This is a genomic window from Kribbella sp., from assembly GCF_035687465.1.
Lineage (GTDB): Bacteria > Actinomycetota > Actinomycetes > Propionibacteriales > Kribbellaceae > Kribbella.
On record NZ_DASRXP010000327.1, the window covers coordinates 1 to 17,259 of the forward strand.

General features: G+C 67.9%; 16 protein-coding genes. 11 read left to right on the top strand and 5 right to left on the bottom strand.

Annotated elements, in window-relative coordinates; all coding sequences use genetic code 11:
- The 8 genes from VFG33_RS17110 to VFG33_RS17145 form a co-directional block, all read left to right on the top strand.
- The coding region (locus VFG33_RS17110; protein WP_325053873.1) for a hypothetical protein at positions 1-468 on the top strand (468 nt) is incomplete at its 5' end.
- A 61-nt stretch (positions 469-529) separates the two neighbouring features.
- The gene (locus tag VFG33_RS17115; RefSeq protein ID WP_325053874.1) at positions 530-1,273 is read left to right on the top strand and encodes a metallophosphoesterase family protein; all 744 of its coding nucleotides are present in this window, start codon (positions 530-532) and stop codon (positions 1,271-1,273) included.
- A 17-nt stretch (positions 1,274-1,290) separates the two neighbouring features.
- On the top strand, positions 1,291-2,421 hold the full coding sequence (locus VFG33_RS17120) for a histidine kinase (protein WP_325053875.1): 1,131 nt from the start codon (positions 1,291-1,293) through the stop codon (positions 2,419-2,421).
- 10 nt (positions 2,422-2,431) lie between these two features.
- Complete coding sequence (locus VFG33_RS17125) at positions 2,432-3,175, top strand: LytR/AlgR family response regulator transcription factor (RefSeq protein WP_325053876.1); 744 nt, start codon at positions 2,432-2,434, stop codon at positions 3,173-3,175.
- Entirely contained in the window at positions 3,172-3,552 is a 381-nt protein-coding gene (locus VFG33_RS17130) for a hypothetical protein (RefSeq protein WP_325053877.1), read from the top strand. The genes VFG33_RS17125 and VFG33_RS17130 overlap by 4 nt, the downstream gene beginning before the upstream one ends.
- 12 nt (positions 3,553-3,564) lie before the next feature.
- Complete coding sequence (locus tag VFG33_RS17135) at positions 3,565-5,100, top strand: sodium/solute symporter (RefSeq protein WP_325053878.1); 1,536 nt, start codon at positions 3,565-3,567, stop codon at positions 5,098-5,100.
- A 180-nt stretch (positions 5,101-5,280) separates the two neighbouring features.
- Positions 5,281-5,625, top strand: coding sequence for a DUF485 domain-containing protein (locus tag VFG33_RS17140; RefSeq protein WP_325053879.1), 345 nt, complete (start codon positions 5,281-5,283; stop codon positions 5,623-5,625).
- The gene (locus tag VFG33_RS17145; protein ID WP_325053880.1) at positions 5,622-7,268 is read left to right on the top strand and encodes a monocarboxylic acid transporter; all 1,647 of its coding nucleotides are present in this window, start codon (positions 5,622-5,624) and stop codon (positions 7,266-7,268) included. Before VFG33_RS17140 ends, VFG33_RS17145 begins: the two co-directional genes overlap by 4 nt.
- Positions 7,269-9,164: 1,896 nt before the next feature.
- Here VFG33_RS17145 and VFG33_RS17150 read toward each other — a convergent pair.
- On the bottom strand, positions 9,165-9,629 hold the full coding sequence (locus tag VFG33_RS17150) for a MarR family winged helix-turn-helix transcriptional regulator (protein WP_325053881.1): 465 nt from the start codon (positions 9,627-9,629) through the stop codon (positions 9,165-9,167).
- 86 nt (positions 9,630-9,715) lie between these two features.
- On the opposite strand from VFG33_RS17150, the gene VFG33_RS17155 reads away from it, so the two are divergent.
- Entirely contained in the window at positions 9,716-10,069 is a 354-nt protein-coding gene (locus VFG33_RS17155) for a cupin domain-containing protein (RefSeq protein ID WP_325053882.1), read from the top strand.
- Here the strand turns inward: VFG33_RS17155 and VFG33_RS17160 are convergent.
- Genes VFG33_RS17160 through VFG33_RS17170 form a run of 3 tightly spaced genes read right to left on the bottom strand, consistent with a single transcriptional unit; the run spans position 10,062 to position 12,598 of the window.
- Positions 10,062-11,555 carry a CYTH and CHAD domain-containing protein gene (locus tag VFG33_RS17160; protein WP_325053883.1) on the bottom strand — a complete coding sequence of 498 codons (1,494 nt, stop codon included), beginning with the start codon at positions 11,553-11,555 and terminating at the stop codon, positions 10,062-10,064. The genes VFG33_RS17155 and VFG33_RS17160 overlap by 8 nt on opposite strands.
- A 48-nt stretch (positions 11,556-11,603) precedes the next feature.
- Positions 11,604-11,777 carry a hypothetical protein gene (locus VFG33_RS17165; protein ID WP_325053884.1) on the bottom strand — a complete coding sequence of 58 codons (174 nt, stop codon included), beginning with the start codon at positions 11,775-11,777 and terminating at the stop codon, positions 11,604-11,606.
- Positions 11,778-11,779: 2 nt separating this feature from the next.
- Positions 11,780-12,598, bottom strand: coding sequence for an L-histidine N(alpha)-methyltransferase (locus tag VFG33_RS17170; protein ID WP_325053885.1), 819 nt, complete (start codon positions 12,596-12,598; stop codon positions 11,780-11,782).
- Between the two features lie 28 nt (positions 12,599-12,626).
- On the opposite strand from VFG33_RS17170, the gene VFG33_RS17175 reads away from it, so the two are divergent.
- Entirely contained in the window at positions 12,627-14,243 is a 1,617-nt protein-coding gene (locus VFG33_RS17175) for an aminotransferase-like domain-containing protein (RefSeq protein WP_325053886.1), read from the top strand.
- Here VFG33_RS17175 and VFG33_RS17180 read toward each other — a convergent pair.
- A complete protein-coding gene (locus tag VFG33_RS17180) occupies positions 14,194-16,395 on the bottom strand; it encodes an MMPL family transporter (RefSeq protein WP_325053887.1) in 2,202 nt (733 codons plus the stop codon). The genes VFG33_RS17175 and VFG33_RS17180 overlap by 50 nt on opposite strands.
- A 106-nt stretch (positions 16,396-16,501) precedes the next feature.
- Here VFG33_RS17180 and VFG33_RS17185 point away from each other — a divergent pair, with 106 nt between their 5' ends.
- Positions 16,502-17,119 (top strand): TetR/AcrR family transcriptional regulator, encoded by a 618-nt coding sequence (locus VFG33_RS17185; protein WP_325053888.1) that lies wholly within the window; start codon positions 16,502-16,504, stop codon positions 17,117-17,119.
- The last annotated feature ends 140 nt before the right edge of the window (positions 17,120-17,259 follow it).

The following is a 17,259-nucleotide window of genomic DNA, read 5'->3' on the forward strand; positions in this document are numbered from 1 at the left end:
ACCTGGACACCGGGCGCGACCGAAGCCACCCACACCAAAACGATCAATTCCCCGACGGCCGTCACCCGCGACGGCAGGCTCGCCGCCTCGAAGAACGTCCAGGGCGACTACGGCACCTGCTCGACCATCAACACGATCGACGTCGGCAAGCAGCTCTGGCGGACCTGCGAGAATCAGGTCACCGGTTTCACCCCGAACGGATCGATCGCGGTCGGCGGACCGGCGTACGGGGACGGCTATTCACCGCTGGAGGTGGCTGCGCTGGACGCCAAGACGGGCAAGCTGCTGCGGGAGTGGGGCGGCGGCCCGTCGTTCCTCGAGACCGTGGTCGAGGACGACCAGCACTTCCTCATCATCGCCGACGGCGGCCCGGAAACTCCGCGAGGCGTGATCCGCTGCAACGTCACCACCGGCGGCTGCGAGGTCGCCATCCCCCTCACCACCAAGGCCGTCAAACTCGCCCGCTGATTCGTCTGCTGCTAGCGAAGGCTTGGGCGCAGGCGGGGCGTCGGGCGTGAGACTGGTGGCCATGACGGCTGAACGGGTTGTGGTGCTGGCGGATGTTCATGGGGTTTTGCCTGCCTTGGTGGCGGTGTTGGCTGAGCCGGACGTGGTGGGTGCCGACTTGATCGTGCTGGCTGGGGACATCGCGAGTGGGCCGCAGCCGGTGGAGACGTTGGATTTGCTGGTGGGGTTGGGGGAACGGGCCGTCTGGGTGCGGGGGAATGCGGATCGCGAGTTGGTCGCGATGGCTCGGGGTGAGTTCGCGGGGACGCCGCCGGATGAGGTTTGTCCGTGGGCGGCGGGTGAGGTGCGGCCGGATCAGATGGAGTTGCTGGCCGGTCTGCCGACCACCGTGACTCTGGGCGACACGCTCTTCTGTCATGCGACGCCGCGCGATGACGAGGAGGTGGTGCTGGTGGACAGCCCGATCTCCAGGTGGGCGGACGTGCTCAGCGGCGTACCGGAGGAAGTCAGGACGGTGGTGTGCGGGCACACGCACATGCCGTTCGCGCGGCAGGTCGACCGGCGGCTGGTGGTGAACGCCGGCAGCGTCGGCATGCCGTACGGCGCGCCCGGGCCGAGCTGGGCTCTCCTGACCCCGGCCGGAGTCGAGTTGCGCCGTACTGCGCTCGACGCGGAGGCCGCCGCCGACCAGATCGTCCGGGAGTCCTCCTACCCCGGTCGGGAGGTCTGGGCGGACGAGTACCTGCGCTCGAACTACTCCGACATCGAGGCACTCGAGGCCTTCAGGCCGCGGTCCGAGGTCTGAACGGTTACCGTCGGGACATGTTCGCGCGGCGGCGGAAGCATTTCGGGACTCCGGCTGACAAGGCGACGTATGCCACCCTGCATACGGCCTCGCTGGCCACGCCGAGCCTGCGTGAGGGCCTGACCCCGGCTGCTGCGGGCAAGGCCAGCAAACATCTCCGAGACCTCCTCGGTACTGCGGCCATCGCGATCTGCGACTCCACCGGCGTACTCGCCTGGGACGGCATCGGCGGTCAGTACGAGAGCACTCACCGGGTGGACGCCAAGGCCATCGCGGCAACCACACTGCGCACGGGGCGTACCGCAGTACTGGGTGCTCATGATGTGGCCTGCAGTGATCCCCAGTGCCCGGTCCGTACTGCGGTAGTGGCTCCGATCGTCACGGAAGAGCGCGTAGTGGCTGTGCTGGTCGCCTACAGCCCGCGGTCGTCAGCCGCACTCGTCCGGGCGACGGAAGAGGTGGCCCGCTGGGTCTCTGGTCAGGTGGAGCTGGCCGAGCTCAACAAGGAGCGCACCCGCGCGATGGAGGCCGAACTACGGGCACTCCGGGCCCAGATCAGCCCGCACTTCATCTACAACGCGCTCGCAGCGATCGCCTCCTTCGTCCGGACCGATCCGGAGCGCGCCCGGGAGCTGCTGCTCGAGTTCGCCGACTTCTCCCGGTATGCGCTTCGCCGCGGTGGCGAGTTCACCACGCTGGCCGACGAGCTGCGCAATGTGGAGCGGTACCTGGTGCTGGAGCAGGCGCGGTTCGGCGAGCGGCTGACGGTGTCCCTGCTGATCGCGCCCGAGGTGCTGTCGGTGGCGATCCCCTTCCTGGTGGTCCAGCCGCTGGTGGAGAACGCCGTACGGCATGGGCTGGAAGGGACCACCGGGGTCGGGCGGATCACCATCCGCGCGCTGGACCGTGGCTCCGAGGCGGAGATCAGCGTGGAGGACGACGGGGCCGGCAGCGACCCCGAGGTGATCCGGGCAGCGCTGGCCGGCGAGGCGGCCGGCGACTCCGTCGGGCTCGGCAATGTCGACGCGAGACTCCGGCAGGTCTACGGCGACGCCTACGGTCTCGTGGTCGAGACGGCCCTGGAGGCCGGCACGAAGGTGAGCTTCAGGGTGCCCAAATACTCCTCAGGGGTGCACGCGTCGGCTTAGTGTGTGCCCCATGACTGACTCTCCGCTGCGCGCGCTCGTCGCTGATGACGAGGAGCCGGCGCTGGCTGAGCTGGTCTATCTGCTGAAGATGGACCCGCGGATCGGGGAGATCCGGACCGCCTCGAACGGGCCGGATGCGCTGAAGATCCTGCAGGCGGCCGATCTCGACGTGGTGTTCTGCGACATCAAGATGCCCGGCCTGGACGGGCTCGATCTGGCCAAGGTGCTGTCCAAGTTCGTCAGCCGCCCGCAGATCGTCTTCGTCACCGCGTACGACGAGCACGCGGTGGCCGCCTTCGACCTGGACGCGACCGACTACGTGATGAAACCGGTCCGGGCCGAACGCCTGTCCGAGGCGGTACGCCGGGTCGTCACTGCCGGTGTTGCACCCCAGCCGGGCGTCGAAGACCACGACGACGAGGTGATTCCGGTCGAGCTGGCCGGCGTGACCAGGTTCGTCCAGCGCTCCACGGTCCGGTACGTCGAGGCGCAGGGTGACTACGCGCGACTCCATACCGGCCAGAACTCGCACCTGGTCCGGGTCCCGCTCAGCACCCTGGAGGAACGCTGGCGCGACGCGGGCTTCACCAGGATCCATCGCAGCACGCTGGTCGCCCTCGCCCACGTCGACGAGATGCGGGTGGACGGCGGGCGGTGTGCCGTCCGGGTCGGGGACGACTGGTTGCCGGTCAGCCGCCGGCACACCCGCGAACTGCGCGACCTGCTGGTCCGCTCGACCTCACTCCGAGGATGACCACCCCGGAAGGTCCTCGACGGATCCGGGTGACCAGCCCGAGGACCAGCGCGGCCCGTCGCCCGATCAGCCATGCGGGCACCCGGGAGATCGACGAACAGACCCGGGTCGGCGAGGTCTACATGAACTCGCTGATCCAGTCCCAGCTCCGGCTGGCGCTCGGCGTGATCGGCGCGGCAGTGGTTCTGCTCGGAAGTCTGCCGCTGCTGTTCTTCCTGGTCCCGGCGACCCGCACCGTGATCGTGCTCGGCCTCCCGCTGCCGTGGTTGCTGCTCGGCATCGTGATCTATCCGGTGGTCTACATCGCCGCCCGGATCTACGTCCGCAACGCCGAACGCATCGAGGCCGAGTTCACCGAATTCGTCGGGCGGAAATAGATGTCCCCGGCCATGAGCTTGACCGCGATCGGATTGGTGATCGTGGCAACCATCTCGATCGGCCTGTTCGGGTTGCGGATCTCCCGTACCACCAGTGATTTCTACGTCGCCAGCCGCGCGGTGACGCCACGCTGGAACGCGTCGGCGATCAGTGGCGAATACTTGTCGGCGGCAAGTTTCCTCGGCATCGCCGGGCTGGCACTGGTGAACGGCGCCGACATGCTGTGGTTCTCTGTCGGCTACACCGTCGGGTACCTGATGCTGCTGGTGCTGATCGCCGCGCCTCTCCGCCGATCCGGGGCCTACACCCTGCCCGACTTCGCCGAGGCCCGGTTCGAATCCACCGTGGTCCGGCGGATCTGTTCAGGTCTCGTGGTCGGGATCGGCACGCTCTACCTACTGCCGCAACTCCGCGGCGCGGGCCTCACGGTCGAGACGGTGACCGGGGCACCGCCGGAAGTCGGAGCCGCTGTCGTCGCGGTCATCGTCGTGATCAACGTGGCCGCCGGTGGGATGCGCTCGATCACCTTCGTGCAGGCGTTCCAGTACTGGCTGAAGCTGACGGCTCTGGCCGCGCCGATCTTCATCATCCTGATCTCGTGGCGTTCGATGGACCACCCGGTCGGAGTACTGGACTCCCTGCAGGGGGCCGGTTCTGAGTGGGCCCAGCCGTTGTCCCGGGCCGACGGGCGAGACCATCCGCTGTACGCGACGTATTCGTTGCTGTTGGCCCTTTGTTTCGGGACGATGGGTCTGCCGCATGTCCTGGTCCGGTTCTACACGAACCCGGACGGACGAGCCGCCCGGCGCACGACTGTCGTAGTACTGGCTCTGCTCGGCACGTTCTACCTGTTCCCACCCCTGTACGCCGTACTGGGGCGATCCTTCGCGCCCGAGTTGATCGCGGGGGCGGCAGATACCGTGGTACTTGAGCTGCCGGGCCGGATTTTCCCTGGTACGGCAGGGGATCTGCTCGGGGCGTTGGTGGCAGCGGGTGCGTTCGCGGCCTTCCTGTCGACCTCGTCCGGATTGACCGTCGCCATCGCCGGTGTGATCGACCAGGACCTGTTGCGGAGCAGGTTGCATCGGTTGACCGGTGGGGACTACCTGGCCGTGAACAGCTTCCGGATCGCTGCCCTGCTGGCGATCGCAGTGCCCTATCTAGCGTGGAATCTGACGGGTTCTCTGAGTCTCGCGGACACCGTGGGCCTCGCGTTCGCGGTGGCGGCGTCGACCTTCTGTCCCCTGCTGGTGTTGGGGATCTGGTGGCGCAGGATGTCGACCGTGGGCGCGGCGGCGGGACTGGTGGTAGGCGGAGTCGCGGCGATCGCCGCAGTACTGGTGAATGTGATCGGGCCACCTGCCGGTGGCTGGGCCGGCGCGCTGGTCGGGCAGCCGGCGGCCTGGACGATGCCGCTCGCCTTCCTCACCGTGATCGTGGTGTCGAAGCTGACGCCGGACAAGATCCCGGCCGGCACCGCACGCAGCATGGTCCGCCTGCACACGCCCGAGGCCGTTGACGTCGATCGGGGATTCTCCCGGCCCTGATCCGCTCGTCGTGCGGTTCCTACCGCTCGTCGCAGGCCGGTGCTCCGCCGGTCGAAAGGTGCGGGCCGCTGGGCGCTCGTGGCCGGCCAGAGCTGTCGGGGCGGGCGTGAGCTGGACCACAGTACGACCAGCAAACGCGCCGGACTCCGCCCGGCCCGATCATGTCTGGAGGTCCCCGCGATGAGCGAAACGCGACGAGCGGACGGCGATCCGGAACTCACGACGTACCGAGACGTCCAGCTGTCCCCGGACTTCTCCGAACTGCGTCGCCGGTTCCGGCGCTTCGTGTTCCCGATGACCGGCCTGTTCCTGGCCTGGTACTTCCTCTATGTCCTGCTCGCCGACTATGCCCATGACTTCATGTCGCAGCGGGTCTTCGGCAACATCAACGTCGCGCTGCTGTTCGGGCTGGGACAGTTCGTCTCGACCTTCGCGATCACGATGATCTATGTCCGCTGGGCCAACCGCGAGATCGACCCGCCCGCCGCGCAGATGCGCGAGCTGATCGAGGGAGTTGACCAGTGAGCGCGCCTCTCCTGGTGCCGTTGGCAAGCGACGTCGGCAACCCAACGGTCAACATCCTGATCTTCGCGCTGTTCGTGGCGGCCACCCTGGCGATCGTGATCCGGGCCTCGCGCAACAACAAGACCGCGGCCGACTACTACGCGGCCGGCCGGAACTTCACCGGCCCGCAGAACGGCATCGCGATCTCCGGCGACTACCTGTCCGCCGCCTCGTTCCTCGGGATCGCCGGCGCGATCGCGACCAACGGCTACGACGGGTTCCTCTACTCGATCGGCTTCCTGGTCGCCTGGCTGGTGGCGCTGCTGCTGGTCGCCGAACTGATCCGGAACACGGGCCGGTTCACGATGGCCGACGTGCTGTCGTTCCGGCTCAAGGAGCGGCCGGTCCGGATGGCGGCCGCGATCTCAACGCTGGGAGTCTGCTTCTTCTACCTGCTGGCGCAGATGGCCGGCGCGGGCGGCCTGGTCGCACTGCTGCTGGGCATCCACAGCAGGGCCGGACAGAATCTCGTGATCGCGGTCGTCGGCCTGATCATGATCACCTACGTGCTGGTCGGTGGCATGAAGGGCACCACCTGGGTCCAGATCATCAAGGCTGTGCTGCTGGTGATCGGTGCCGGTGTGATGACGCTGTGGGTACTGGCGAAGTACAGCTTCAACCTGTCCTCGCTTCTCGGCGCAGCGGTGGACAAGAGCCCGGCCGCCGGCGAAAGGCTGCTCGATCCGGGACTGCAGTACGGCGCGACGGGGATCAGCAAACTCGACTTCATCTCGCTCGCCCTGGCCCTGGTGCTGGGGACGGCAGGGTTGCCGCACGTGTTGACGCGCTTCTACACCGTTCCGACCTCGAAGGAAGCGCGTCGCAGCGTGACCTGGGCCATCTGGATCATCGGCATCTTCTACCTGTTCACGCTGGTGCTCGGGTACGGCGCCGCGGCGCTGGTGGGTCCCGACGTGATCCGGGCCGCACCGGGCAAGGCGAACTCGGCCGCCCCATTGCTCGCCTTCGAGCTGGGCGGGGAACTCCTGCTGGGGTTGATCTCCGCGGTCGCCTTCGCCACCATCCTGGCGGTGGTAGCGGGCCTGACGATCACCGCGAGCACCTCGTTCGCGCATGACATCTACGGCTCGGTGATCAAGAAGGGCCAGCTCAGCGGCACCGGCGAGGTCAAGGTGGCCCGGATCACCGTGCTGGTGATCGGCGTCGTCGCGATCGTCGGCGGCATCTTCGCCAACGGCCAGAACATCGCCTTCCTGGTGGCTCTCGCCTTCGCGGTGGCAGCCAGCGCGAACCTGCCGACGATCCTGTACTCGCTGTTCTGGCGGCGCTTCAACACCCGCGGCGCACTCTGGAGCATCTACGGCGGTCTTGGGTCCGCGATCATCCTGATCGCGTTCTCCCCGGTCGTCTCCGGCAAGACCGACGCCAAGACCGGCGCCAGCCTGTCGATGATCACCGACGCCGGGATCGACTTCCACTGGTTCCCGCTCGACAACCCCGGCATCGTCTCGATCCCGCTGGCCTTCGTGCTCGGCTGGCTCGGCACGGTCACCAGCCGGGAAGGCACCAACGTCGACAAGTTCGCCGAGATGGAGGTCCGCTCCCTGACCGGAGCGGGCGCCGAGAAGGCGGTCAAGCACTAGACGCCCACCACCAAACCTGTCAGGCAGGCCCTGCTGCGTTCCCGCGGACCTGCCTGACAGCACCACCCCCACCCAGACGGGCCCGAATCCCCCAGGCCGGGCCCGTCTTCTCCTGCCCGTTGCCTAACGCAACCAGCGCACCCGCACGCCAACGCCGGTACCCCGGTACGTCGCATACCGGTGATCCTGTGGACAGCCCTGGAACCGTTGGGATCATTCGCCTGCTTTTGACGGGCTGTGGACGGTTGGGTTGACATCCGTATGGTTCGCGGATCCAGGTCCAAGTTGTCGCGGGTGTGTAGGTGTGGGCAGTTCGCGTGCCGGTAGGGAATGTGGTTCGCGTCGCCGGGCCGCGGGATTCTGCTAGTCGAGGCGAGCTGTCTCAAGGGCGCCTTTGGCGTCGCCTTCGGCGATCGAACAAGTTCGACCCTTGACACACCCCACCCCGACCAGGGGAAAGAGCGCAGCCATCCCGGAGCCGCTGGGAAGAACGGCCACGGTCCAGGTGATCCCCTGAGGGCCGCCGCGCAAGCGATTCGGTGAGGCGACCGTCAGGTGAAGCCGTGCGGCCAGCGCCCAAGGTGATTGGGTGAGGCCACCGTTTGGGTGATTCCGCGAGGCCAGCCGACAGCCTGGAGGGGGTTACCCACTGAGATTGCGGGTTGACCCCCGAGAATCTCAGGTGGTAACCCGCAATCTCAGTGGTCAACCTCCGCCACAACACACCCCCGAGCCCCCGCGAGCCCCGAAACTCGCCGACTGCGACGACCGGGTCGACGACCGTGAGAACCCGGCCGCTGGCAATCGATTGCCGGCGGCACAGTGCCCACACTCACCACAACCCGCCCCCTTGCGACAGCCCTCGGCGTCCGTTCCCACTCCGGGCAACCCCGGCGCACCACCTGACGGTCCGCGCACACCACCAGGCGGACCAGCCGGGGAACCGCGCCGACCGATAGCACGCTGCTGGACCGATACCGCCCTACAAGCCGCCATCGGTCCAACGGCCCGGCAGCCGATCCGCCGAGCCACTCGCCGATAGCAGGTTGTTCGACCGATAGCGCCGAGTAAGCCGCTATCGGGCGCACAAGCCGCCAGTCGACGAGTCCGCGCCACGATCTGCAGCGCGACCCATCACCCAGACCTACAGAACCCGCCACCCCACGCGGGAAAGCGATTGCCGGACAGGTTGTGTATGCGTGGGTGATGGGCACCCCCAAGACGCGGCGCCACCCGGGCCGACGGATCCACCGGCGAAGGCGAACACCCCGCACGGACCACCGGCGCGGACGGAATCACCGGAACCCAGCTCAGCCGTCCGCGCCAGCGACCACACGGGCCGGTCGGAATCCCCCGATGCGGCTCATACGTCAGCGCGGATCCGCGCAGCTGCGTCCTTCCCTGGTCGCCGTGGTGGGTGTCAAGGGTCGAACTTGTTCGATCGCCGAAGGCGACGCCAAAGGCGCCCTTGACACCCACCACGGCGACTAGCACGCTCCCGCAGCGGAGACCGCGCAACCACAGCCCCAATGCGCAGGGCGCAACCTCATCGCCCATGCCGCCCCGCAACCACAGCACCAACGCAGCGACACAGCGACGCCAACCACCACCTCCCGACGCACCACCCGATTGTCAACCCACCCGTCCACAACCCGGCAAAGCAGGCGAAATGACCGCAAGAGTTGTCCACAGGATCACCTTGCTCGGCGCAACCGCAGCCCCCGGGCACTGGGGAATCACGAGCGCCTGCGAACCGGCGTACCAGCCGTTGATTGATGCAGTTGCTGGCGACAACTATCCGGCGCCTGCGGCGTACCGTCGCCTACGTCCCATGTGGTACGCCGCGCGAACAAGCTCGTTCTACGCGGGTCTGCCGCGCGCAGTGAAAGCCGTTGCCTAGCGCAACCAGCCGGGGAGGTCGCCGAGATGGACCCTGGGGCCCCGGGTGACCATGGTCGCGAGGTCGTCTTCGAGGGCGGTGACGCGGTCCGCGCCCAGCTCGGTGATCCACTCGCGCCGGAGGTCCTCGAAGATCTCGGCGGAGGTGTTCAGAGATTCCTGGCCGCGGCGGGTGATGGTGACCAGGACCGCGCGGGCGTCGTCGGGGTCGGCGGTTCGCGCGACGTAGCCGAGGTCCGCGAGTTTGGCGACGGTCTTGGTCGCGGCCTGTTTGGAGACCCCGAGCCGGCGTCCGACCTCGGACATGGTCGCGCCGTCCGGGCCGATCGCCTGGAGAGCGAACCCGTACGCCGGGCGCAGGTCCGGGTGACCGCGCTCCGCCAGCCGCCGGTGCAGTTCGTCGATCAGCTGACGGAACGCCCCGGCCAGGAGCAGCGGCAACTCGAATCCGAAGCGATCCATCCCCGCATCCTCCCGGACCCCTGGACAGATCGACAACCCGGTGTACTATTTCGACAACCAGGTTGACGATCAAGGAGGAGCCTGCAATGTACCGAGTGACGGAGACCCCCAACGCCGTGATGACGACGTATGCATCGCCCACGCAGGGCAGCGAAGGGCTGAGTCTGTGGCGGGTGGAGATGAAGGAAGGCGCGCAGGGGCCGCTGCACGTCTTCGACAGCGAACAGATCTGGACGGTGCTGGCAGGCGTCGGGTCAGTCGAGCTCGGCGCCGACACGCTCGAACTGAAAGAAGGCGCGACCGTCGTCTTCCCGGCCGGCGTGACCCGCAGGATTACTGCGGGCCCGGACTTCGTCGCTTTGGTCGCGGGTCACGGCACCGCCAAGGTCAGCGTGCCCGGTGAGGCCGCCGACCGTGGCGTCCCGCCTTGGATCAGCTGAGTTTCAGGGTCGGCCACAGCTCGAGGAAGGCCTCGAGCGACTCGTTGGAGCGTTGTTCCTCGGCCGCATGCAGCCGACCGAAGGTGAAGGCGTTGCCGCCGGAGAGATGGACCTGTACTGCGAGTTCGCGGAGGAGCTCGCGAGCGACAACGCTGTCCTGGTGGTCGCCGAGGACCTCCTGGATCTGTTCGGCCCGGGACACCAGGTCGCTCGCTTGTCCACCGAGGACGGGTTCGGCGGACTCCGCGGCGTACCGGAGACGTTTCGCGGCCTTGCGGACCTCGTGCAGTTCGTGGTCCTGCTCGGTCCGGTCCTCCGCGTTCTCCATCCGGTGGACCGCCTTGCTCATCCGCTTCCAGTCGTGGTCCAGGAGCTCGGGAACCTGCTTGGACGCCTTCCGATCGGCGTCCTCCACCAGCGGCGGGTTCGCGACCAGCTCGTCGAGGGAGTCCAGCAGCCGGAAGTACCGCTCGCTCTCGAGCGCCGCGAGCGCCTCCACCCGGGCCGCCTTGTAGACCTTGCGCAAATGGTCGTCGATCGCACCGGCGACCCGGCCCATCACCAGCTCGACCGGCTGCTCGGCCACAGCGGTCTGGAAGTGCTCGCGCAGGACCTCGGCATCCCGGGCGCCCCCGAGCTCACCGGCGAACCACTTCAGCTCCGCGCGGATCTCGTCCCCGGCCTCCCGATCCACCACCGGCCGGTAGGTCGCGAGGGCAGAGCGGAGCCGACGAGTCGCCACCCGCATCTTGTGGACCGCGTCGGGCAGATCTCGCCGTACTTCGGGGTCGCGCTGGTGGATCGCGGTCACCTGCGCACCGGCGTACGCGCGGAACAGGTCCGCGGTGGTCGGCTTCTTCGGCAGCGACCGTTCCTCAGCGACAGGTATCCGGTCGCCGAGCGCCCGGGCGAGCTTGCTCGGTCCTGACGCCGGTACCGCGCCAGCCGCACGCAGCAGAGGCTCGGCCGCTTCGAGCAGGTCGGGCTCTCCGTTGACGAGCTCGATCTCCCACTCCCGCCAGCTGTCCGGTTTGCCGTCCTCGGACTCGGCCGTGACGTGGTCGTCGGCGAGCTCCGCTAGGACCTCGCCGTCGGCATCCAACAGTCGGTGCACGATCCGCCGGGTTTTCAGCGACACGACGGGCACCAGCTCGTTGTCGCGGACATGGACCCGAACCGCGCGCACCACCTGGATCGGGACCTTCCGGACCGCGCGGCCGAGCGGGTGCTGGATCTCCAGCCGCTTCCCGGCCGACACCGGCAGCTTCACGTGCCAGCCGTCGTCCTCGCCGCCCGTTCGCCGGCGCAGCGTCACCTTCGCGACAGCGAGGTCCAGGTCGGCGGTGTCGAAGTAGACGGCCTCCAGGTCCAGCTCGACCGGTTGCGCAACGCTCGCGACCCCTGGGAGCTCGTGCAGCGCCGGCAGAATGGCGTGCTCGTCGACGTCGTACTTGGTCTCGATCTCCAGCTGCTCGGTCGGGGGCATACCCCTCTGTCTACCAGCAGCGGTCAACCTGTCCCAGTCTGCTGATCATCAAGATTTGCGGTCGGCCGCGGCTCGGAGATCGGCCGCGACCCGCTCGAGATCACGATCCCGGCCGGCACGACTCCCGGCGTACGGGTCTCTCGGAGAGAACTGCCGGCGGCTGTTTCTTTCCAGCGCCGCGACGAGCAGGGCAATCAGCAGAATCAACAGGATCAGAGACATGATCAGGTTCCCTTCGGAGTGAGGGCGACGGCCTTGAAGAAGGTGTAGTGAAAGGTGCCGCCGGGTTCGGCGGACCGCTCGAGCTCGCGGATCCCCTGCTGCCACTGGGCCGCGGTGCGCAGCCCCAGGGCGAAGGATCGCTCCCGGACCGACTCGACCATCGCGATGAAGGTCTTCCGGGTGAAGCCGTCGACCAGGTGCGGCAACGTCTCGTCGGCGTAGACGGTCAAAGGCCGCGCCGTGGTGTCGAGGAAGCCGGCGTCCTTGAGCAAGGGCTGCAACCGACGTCCGATCAACGCGTCACCACCAGCCGCCGCCTGCAGATCGACCAGGCAGTCGATGAGTTTCTGCGCCTCGGTACTGCGTGGGTGGAAGAACGCCGACTCGTGATCGCCCTCGATCACCGTGATCGACCCACCCGGCCGCAGCAATCGCTGAAGCATGGCGAGCGCCTTCTGTGGCTCTGGCAGATGCTCCAGCACGAAGCACAGGAACAGGTGGTCGAACGTCCCATCCGCGAACGGCAGTTCGAACAGATCTCCGTGATGCCACTCGACCCGGGCATCGGGCGCCTCGGCCGCCACCCGCGCCTTCGCTGCGGCCAACGACTCCTCAGAGATGTCGACGGCGACCAGCTCGATCCCCGGGCTCCGGGTCACCAGCTGAACCGTTTGTGCACCCACCCCGCACCCGACCTCCAGTACGCGGCTGCCGGACTCGTACTGCGTGCCGCCGTGCAGCAGGTCCGCCAGGGTCTTCGCCTGGTCGCTCAATCGCCGGGTCTCGTCGGCGGTGTATCCGTGGACGTAGTCAGTTCCCATACCTCCAAGGTGCGGCCACAATGGTCCAATGAACAGGTCCAATCCAGGCGATATTGGCCGGTCCATTAGTGCAAGTGGCGCGGACTTCCTGCAGTTGAACGTCTCGGAGGCACCAGCCGGCGGCTTGGCCGATTGGCTGGCCGGGCGACTCCGGGCGGCAATCTCGGACGGCCGCCTCCCACTCGGCAGTCGCCTCCCCGCCACCCGCGTCCTCGCGGCCGAACTGCAGGTCTCCCGCGGCATCGTCACCGAGGCCTACCAACGCCTGACCGAAGACGGCCACATCATCGGCCGAGGCCGAGCCGGCACCGTCGTCGTCGCGGCGCCCATCGGCACACAACCAGCACAGTCGCGCTTCCGCGCTACTGCAGCAAAAGGGAAGGAAGGCGCAGGTACTAAGGCGAGAGCGGGTGCGGCGGCGGGAGCGGGTGCTGAGGTGGGGGCGGGTGCTGAGGTGGGGGCGGTCGCAGGGATGAGGGCGGGAGCGAGTGCGGGTGCTGGGCGGGGGGTGTTGGTGGGGGTGCCTGGGTTGGAGGTGTTCGATGTGATGCGGGCTGCGCCGGCGCGGATCGATCTCACGCCGGGAGTCCCGGATCTTGCCTCGTTTCCGCGGGCCGCCTGGCTCAAGGCTGTGCGTTCGGTACTGGCAGACCTGTCGGCCTCCGCGTTCGGTTACGGCAACCCCGCCGGTACCCAGGCGCTGCGGCTGGCCGTCGCGACCTGGCTCGCGCGCAACCGTGGCATCAAGGCGGATCCCGACGACCTCATCATCGTCGCCGGGGTCGCCCAGGCGATCGGGCTGATCTCGCAGGTCCTGCTGCGCGAAGGCATCACCGAGGTGGCCGTCGAGGACCCCGGCTCACTCGGATCCCGGCAGCACCTGCAGAACTGGGGAATGGCGACACCCCCGGTCCACGTCGACTCCGACGGCCTCCGGGTCGACGAACTGCGGGAGTCCGGTGCCCGTGCGGTGATGGTGACACCGGCACACCAGTTCCCGATGGGCGCAGTACTGGATGGGGAGCGGCGGCGGGAGTTGATGCAGTGGGCTGCCGAGGGCGGGTTGATCGTCGAGGACGACTACGACGCGGAGCACCGGTACGACCGGCCGCCGGTTCCGGCCTTGCGGGCGATGATGTCGGACCACGTGATCTACGCCGGGAGCATCTCCAAGTTGCTCGCGCCGGCGCTGCGGATCGGCTGGATGCTGGCGCCCGCGCAGTACAAGAACGCGCTGGTGAACGCGAAACGCCTGGCCGACCTGGGCAACGCGGCCCTGCCCCAACTGGTGATCGCGCAACTGATGGAATCCGGCGAACTGGAACGGCAGTTGCGCTTCGTCCGGCGTCGCCACCGGCAGCGGCGCGACGCAATAATCGATGCCCTCGGCAACTATCTGCCCAAGGCGACCGTCCACGGAGCCGCCGCCGGCCTGCACCTCACGATCACCTTCGACGACCTGTCGCTGGACGACGTCGAACTGGCCGCCGCCGCCCTCGAGCACGGGGTGAAGACCCAACCCCTCAGCTGGCACTGCCAACTCCCCCAACCACCCGGCCTCGTCCTCGGCTACGCCGCCCGCACCCCCACCGAACTCACTGAGGCTGTCGCGATTCTCGGCGGACTGCTGGAAGCCCGAGTCTGACAGTCGGCGTCCACCAGTTCGCGCGGCCGGCCAGTTTCATGAACGCCGGCAGCAGAACACCGCGGATCAACGTGGCATCGACCAGGACCGCGACGGCCATCCCGACCCCGATCATCTTGAGGTAGACCACCCCGCCGGTCGCGTACACGGCGAACGACAGCGCGAGCACGGTGGCCGCGGTGCTGACCAGCGGCGCCGTTCGTTGCAGGCCGGTCGCCACCGCGAGCGAACTGTCGCCTGTCCGCAGATACTCCTCACGGATCCGGGACACGATGAACACCTCGTAATCCATCGACAGCCCGTACACGATGCAGAACATCAGCAGCGGCATGCTCGCTTCCAGTACCCCGGTCGGCGTGAAACCGAGCACCCCCGACAGATGACCCTGCTGGAACACCCAGACCATCACGCCGAACATCACCCCGAGACTGAGCAGGTTCAGCACTGTCGCCTTCAACGGCAGCAGCACACTGCCCGTCGCGAGATAGAGCACCCCGAAGCTGAGCAGCAGGATCAGGCCCAGCACCAACGGGATCCGCTCGGTCAGGCTCGCCCGCCAGTCCAGCATCTCGGCCGGACTCCCACCGATCATCACGTCGTACGGCGCTTGCACGGCCCGCACGCGATCCACCAGGTCACCGAGATTCCCCTCGAGCATGCTCTGCGTCGGCGTGGCTGTCAGGTAGGTACCACCGTCGCGGGTGAAGCGATCCTCACCAGGCGGAATCACCTGGCGTCCATCGACGAAGACCCCGGCTGCCGAGTCCACCTGCGCGATCCCCTCGACCTCGGACAACCTCCCGGCGTACGAGGTCAACCCGGACAGGTCGCCGGCCAGCGGTGCGACCAGATACAACGCGTCGGACTCCTCCTGGCCGAAGTTGGAGCGAATCTCGTCCGCGGTGATCCTGCTGGACGCCTCAGCAGGCAGGATCCGTGCATCAGGCAACCCGAACCGCAACCCAAGAGCAGGTGCCGACAGCAACAAGACGACCGCCAGTACTGCGCCGCCCGTGAGCAGCGGTCGTCGCATCACCAGGCGAGCAATGCGGAACCACCAACCATGCTCGACCGCGCTGTTCGTCACTCGCCCGGCAGCACGTTGTCCCAGCATCGCCAACACCGCGGGCAATATCACGAGCGATCCCACCAACGCCGCGAACACCACGAGGGCGCCCGCGTAGCCGAAGGAGCGCAGGAAGGACAGCGGGAACAGCAACAGCGCGAGCAACGAGGTCGCTACGGTCAAGCCACTGAAGAAGACCGTCCGGCCGGCAGTCCGTACGGCGGTGACGACGGAGTCCTCGACGCCGGCGCCCGTGGCGAGCTCCTCGCGGAACCGCGCGATGACGAAGAGGCAGTAGTCGACGCCGAGCGCGATGCCCATCACCAGGGCCAGGTTCGCGGCGAAGGTGGAGACCTCGGTGAACGACGCGATCAGCCGCAGGCCGGTCAGGGCACCGCCGATCGCGAAGATGCCGACGCCCAGGGTGATCAAGGCGAGGCTCACCCGGCGGTAGATCAGCATCAGCAGGAGCAGCACCATCGGGACCACGATCACCTCGGCCCGCAGGAAGTCCTCCCGGGCCTGCGCGCCGATCTCACGGAACACCTCGTCCTGACCGCCGGACCGTACGTCGATCAGTCCGCGCTGCCCGGCGAACTCCCCGGCCAGTTCGCCAACCCTGGCACGCGCCTCGTTCACCTCGCCCGGCACCCGGACCAGGATCAGCGCCTGCTGCCCGTCCTTGCTTCGGAGTGCCGGGCTGTCCCCTCTCGACCAGTACGAGCCAGCCTCGGCCACTCCGGTGCTCGAGGCGATCGCCCTGGTCAGTTCCTCACCGGCCGCCGCTACGGCCGGATCGTCGACGCTGCGATCCCCGGCGTCGATCAGGAAGACCAGGTTGGGCGGTCCGGTCTGGAACTCGGCAGCGAGGATGCCCCGCGCCTGATCCGACTCCGATCCGGGGCTTGCGATCCGCGACAGCGACAGCACGCCGAGCGCCCCGGATCCGACAGCCAGGACCACGGCGGTCAACAGCACTGACAGGGCGATCACCCACCGGCGGCGCCGGACCAGCAGCCGCGCGAACCGCTCGGCGCCGCCTCCCGCGGTCTCCGACGACGTGGGCAGGACGGCGTTTTCAGGCATGGCGAAGTCCCCACAGAGTTGACCTAGGATGGGAATGCGAGTGATCGCTCGCGTCTGATTAAAATACGAGCAAGTGCTCGTGTTTGTCAACGGAAAGGTGGCCCGCATGCCCGACGAACCACGCCGGCAGGCGCGCGGGCAGCGGCGGATGGAAGAGCTCACCGACGCTGCCGCGGTGGTGTTCGCCGAGGTCGGCTATGCGAAGGCGACCACGAATGCGATCGCCCGGCAGGCCGGCGTCTCGCCCGGCACCCTGTACCAGTTCTTCGCCAACAAGGAGGCCCTGGCGGATGCTCTCGCCGAGCGCTACCGCAAGGAACTCGAGGCCGCGCACCAGAAGGCTTTCGACCCCTCGGCCGCGCACCTCCCGCTGCTCGAGCTGATCGACCGGATGATCCGCCCGATGGTCGAGGTCAACCTCGCGAACCCCGGTTTCAAGGCGTTGTTCAGCAGTACGGATCTCCCGGAACACCTCACCGCGCCGGCCCGGGCACTTCACCAGGCGGTCGTCGGCAAGGTCGCCGAGGTGATCGCCGCCCGCGCCCCGGACCTGCCGGCCGACCGCGTCGAGACGGCAGCATCGGTCGCCACGCAGATCTTCGCCGCCCTGCTCGGCACCGTCGTCTCCGCCCCCGAGGCGACCCGCGAAACCTGGATCACCGAGCTCACCAATGCCCTGGTCGGCTACCTCACCCCGATCCTGACAGAGGCTCAGCGGGTGTAGAGCGGTGAGATCGCGAGGGCGAAGGCGACCATGTCGTCCGTCTTGACCTTGCCGGCCGGGAGCGGGACGAGATCGACGATCTTGTCGCTGCCGACCCGCAGCGTGCCGCGGCCGGTCGCGGTGTCGATGTAGCCCTCGTC